The sequence below is a fragment of the Clostridiales bacterium genome (assembly GCA_012512255.1).
GTDB lineage: Bacteria > Bacillota > Clostridia > Christensenellales > DUVY01 > DUVY01.
Genome location: JAAZDJ010000012.1, coordinates 1 through 3,852, shown reverse-complemented (window position 1 = coordinate 3,852; position 3,852 = coordinate 1). Strand labels below are relative to the sequence as shown.

Here is a 3,852-nt window from a genome sequence, read left to right as displayed (position 1 = left end):
TATACAAACCGTTGCACTTGTAGTTGCAATTTAAGTTTTTTTATTTTTTAATATTTTAATATATATAATGTTAGGAAAATAGCTCTTTTTGGGCATATTCCAACGCAATTTTTATGACATTATGCATATCTAGGTATTTATAAAGGCCCAGACGGCCGCCAAAAATGACTTTGTCTTGGCTTTGGGCAAGCTGATTGTATTTTTCATACAACGCGTTGTTTTTTTCGTCATTGACAGGATAATAAGCTTCTTGACCTTTGGACCACGCGGCGGGATATTCGCGCGTAATTACCGTTTTGGGCTGCGTTCCAAACTCAAAATGTTTGTGCTCTATAATGCGCGTATATGGTATTTCTCTTTCGGTGTAATTAATAACGGCGTTGCCCTGATAATTATCAATATCCAGAATCTCGGTCTCAAACCTAAGCGAACGATATTCCAATTCCCCGTAACAATAATCAAAAAACCTATCAATGCTGCCTGTATAAAGTATTTTATCAGCTAAGCTGTCGTAATACGGCTTTTGGTCAAAATAATCGCAATTAAGAAGAACTTCGGAGTCTTCCAGCATTTTTTGGATTATATTGGTATATCCGCCTATGGGAATGCCTTGATAGCGGTCTGAAAAATAGTTGTTGTCAAAAGTAAACCTTACAGGCAGGCGTTTTATAATAAAAGGCGGCAAATCGCGCGCGTCTTTACCCCATTGTTTTTCGGTATAGCCTTTTATTAGCTTAAAATATATATCCGTTCCTACCAAAGATATGGCTTGCTCTTCTAAATTTTTTGGTTGTGTTATTTTGGCTTCTTGAACTTGACGGGCGATAATCTCTTTAGCTTCTTGCGGCGTCTTGACGCCCCACATCGCGTAAAATGTGTTCATATTAAACGGTAGGTTATATAACTCGTCTTTATATCGGGCTATTGGGCTGTTAGTAAAGCGGTTGAATTCGGCAAAAGAATTAACATATTCCCAAATGTCTTTGTCATTGGTATGGAATATATGCGCGCCGTAAACATGGACATTGATGCCTTCGATCTCTTTGGTATAGACATTGCCGCCTATATGGTCTCTCTTGTCAATAACAAGACACCTCTTGCCTTGTTTTGCGGCCTCATGGGCGAACACCGCTCCAAAAAGTCCCGCGCCGACTATCAAATAATCATACTTCTTCATTTTTATTAACCTCGTTTTTATTGCTGTTTTGTAAGGGAATCAATATGCTAAGATTAAACCAATTATCTTTGGTGTCAATATTGACCGTTCCGCCGTATTTGGCCGCCGCCATCTTTATGCTTTTAATTCCATAGCCGTGAAGCGTATGGTCTTTTTTGGTAGTTATCAAATGACCGTTCTCAAATTTTAATTTTGATTCATAATAGTTGCCAAAATTAATGATTAACAGATTGTTTCGGGCGTATACGGCTAGCTTGATAAGTCTTCGTTCTTCGTCTTTTATATTTTTTGCGCCTTCTATGGCGTTTTCCAAAGCGTTGCCAAATATTGAACAAATATCTAAAACATCCATAAAATCAAGAAGTTTTCCGTCAACGACGCATGAAAAGTGAATCTTGTTATCAATACAAGCCATGTACTTGGAAGTCAAAATAACATCCAAAACGGCGTTGCCTGTTTTGTTTTGTGCCTCGTAATACTTTATTCCGCTTTCCAAAGCGTCCAAATATTCGGCTTTTTTTTGGGGATTTTTTTCAGCGCGAATCACGGCTATTTGATGTTTTAGGTCATGATAGGTGCGATTAATCAACTCTATGGTTTCTTTTGAATGGCGGTATTGTTCATAATGCCTGTTTAACACATTTTGCAACGCGTTAATCTCGGTTTTGGCGTGCATCCACAATTTTTGTTCGCGCTGGGAGTACGACAGAACCAATCCTATTAAATCCACCAGCGTTCGTATATAAAATATTTCTACAGCATACCTGCCGCTAAAAGGAGTGTGTTGGGTAACAAAGCTTAAGTTGCTTATTACAAAAACGGATAAGGCTATGCCAAATACTGTCGCTAAGTCCCTTACCCGTATTTCTAAAATGGTTTTGTTTTTCATGTATCTAGACTCAAGAAAGTAATTTAAAACAAAAACCACGCTATAAATTACAAATAACAATGCATACTCTATGAGCTGTTGAACTAAGTGCTTTAATGCTAAATTTGAGGTTATATAAAAAGTAATTTGCCATTCAAACGAGGCCGCAAACTCCGCTATAATAAAGGCGTGAATACACCAATACAACGCCGACAAAGCCGTAACATCGCAGGCAACAAATATAAACGCCCACATCAAAAAAACGGCAAACATCATTCCAGGAATCCAATACGCCAAAGGCAGCTTGCCTGCCGTATATTGCCAAAGGCTTTGGATAATTAGGCTTAATATGACGATTAAAACAAATTTCCAGCCTTTAAAACGCTTCTTTAAAAACAATATAAGAATAAAACAGGCAGCCCATTCCGCCAAAGCGGTATGAAACCGCGGTATATGCCGTATTACTTCGCCGTTCATAATATCATATCTCCAAAAAACTTGGTTAAGGCTTCCATAAACGCCTTTTTTCTAGGACGGCTTATCAACAATTCATAATCGTCTATTATGGCTAAATTATCCTTAACGCCGGTCACTCGGGCAAGATTTACAAGATAACAGTTGTTGCATCTAAAAAAATTAAATCTTTCCAATTTATTTTCCATTTCTTTCATCGTGCCCGTTATCACATATTGCTTTTGTCGGGCATGAATTATCAATTTGTGTTTCATGCTTTCAATAAAAGCGATTTCAGATATATGCAACCGTATTATTTCGTCTTTTGTGGAAAATATCAAATAGCTGTTTTCTTTGCTTTGAACTTTTTCTATTGCTCTTTTTAATTCTTGCGAAAAAGCGAAATATGTTATCGGTTTTAATAAATAATTTAACGCGCCTACTTCATAACCTTTTAGGGCGTATTGAGGCATATTAGTTATAAAAATCAAAATAACATCTTTGTCTAACCTGCGAATATGTTTTGCGGTCGTCACGCCGTCTAATAGGCGCATCTCTATATCAAGAAAAATAATATCATATATGGGTTTGTATTCATAAACAATTTGGCCCCCATCATTATAGTGCATTACATCAATTTCCACATTATTTTCTTTAGAATAGCGATTGATATAGCTTGCCAAAATTTTCGCGCTTTGCTTATCGTCTTCAACGATTGCAATCTTGATTCTCATTTCCTTTCCCTTTTTTTGTATAGAAATAAAATTTTATATCTGTAATTAGTTTATATTATATACAATCTTATAGTTTTTTGCAAAATATACTTAATAGATGATATGATATAAAAAATTACTATAATTCAGCTTTAAGTAGCATTTTCTTAATAAAAAAGATTCCCTTAAATTTTCTTAAGGGAATCTTAGTCAATTTGATGATTTTATTAGGTTATAAATTTCGAATCTATTATATGTGGTGGTCAAGGTAAAAAAAGATAGAACATTAGGCTTTAACTCAATATAATTGAGTTAAAGAAAAAACCAATGCTCTATCAAAAAGATTATATCGCCAAATACTAGGATTGGAAGATGCTTTTATCACTCAAGTCCAAGAAAATAAGAATGAAATAATTACTTCCTTGCAATCAACTAAAGACAATCCTTGCTACATACATTGCAACTCTTCCACGCTAATTCATAATTACCATATACAAAGAGTTAGAGATTAGAGGGTAAGCCTACGCTATTTCATTTAAGAAAACGACGGTTTAGATGCGATCTTGTTTTACTTTTTTGTTAGAGCTGATAATCGCCCAAGCGCCCCAGCCGCCGCATATTACGACTAAACCTATATCCAC

3 protein-coding genes are annotated in these 3,852 nt (G+C 35.8%); all 3 read right to left on the bottom strand.

Going from position 1 to position 3,852, the window contains the following annotated elements:
• Window positions 1-70 precede the first annotated feature (70 nt).
• From glf to GX756_00485, 3 genes are read right to left on the bottom strand one after another with little or no spacing between them, the layout of a single operon-like run.
• The gene (glf, locus tag GX756_00495) at window positions 71-1,177 is read right to left on the bottom strand and encodes a UDP-galactopyranose mutase (GenBank protein ID NLC16349.1); all 1,107 of its coding nucleotides are present in this window, start codon (window positions 1,175-1,177) and stop codon (window positions 71-73) included.
• Window positions 1,164-2,522, bottom strand: coding sequence for a GHKL domain-containing protein (locus GX756_00490; GenBank protein ID NLC16348.1), 1,359 nt, complete (start codon window positions 2,520-2,522; stop codon window positions 1,164-1,166). Before GX756_00490 ends, glf begins: the two co-directional genes overlap by 14 nt.
• Entirely contained in the window at window positions 2,519-3,232 is a 714-nt protein-coding gene (locus GX756_00485) for a response regulator transcription factor (protein NLC16347.1), read from the bottom strand. Before GX756_00485 ends, GX756_00490 begins: the two co-directional genes overlap by 4 nt.
• Window positions 3,233-3,852 lie beyond the last annotated feature (620 nt).

What these genes read in the sequence shown, in the direction of transcription:
- glf (NLC16349.1), bottom strand. Translation starts at nt 1,177, where the DNA reads ATGAAGAAGTATGATTATTTGATAGTCGGCGCGGGACTTTTTGGAGCG.
- GX756_00490 (NLC16348.1), bottom strand. Translation starts at nt 2,522, where the DNA reads ATGAACGGCGAAGTAATACGGCATATACCGCGGTTTCATACCGCTTTG.
- GX756_00485 (NLC16347.1), bottom strand. Translation starts at nt 3,232, where the DNA reads ATGAGAATCAAGATTGCAATCGTTGAAGACGATAAGCAAAGCGCGAAA.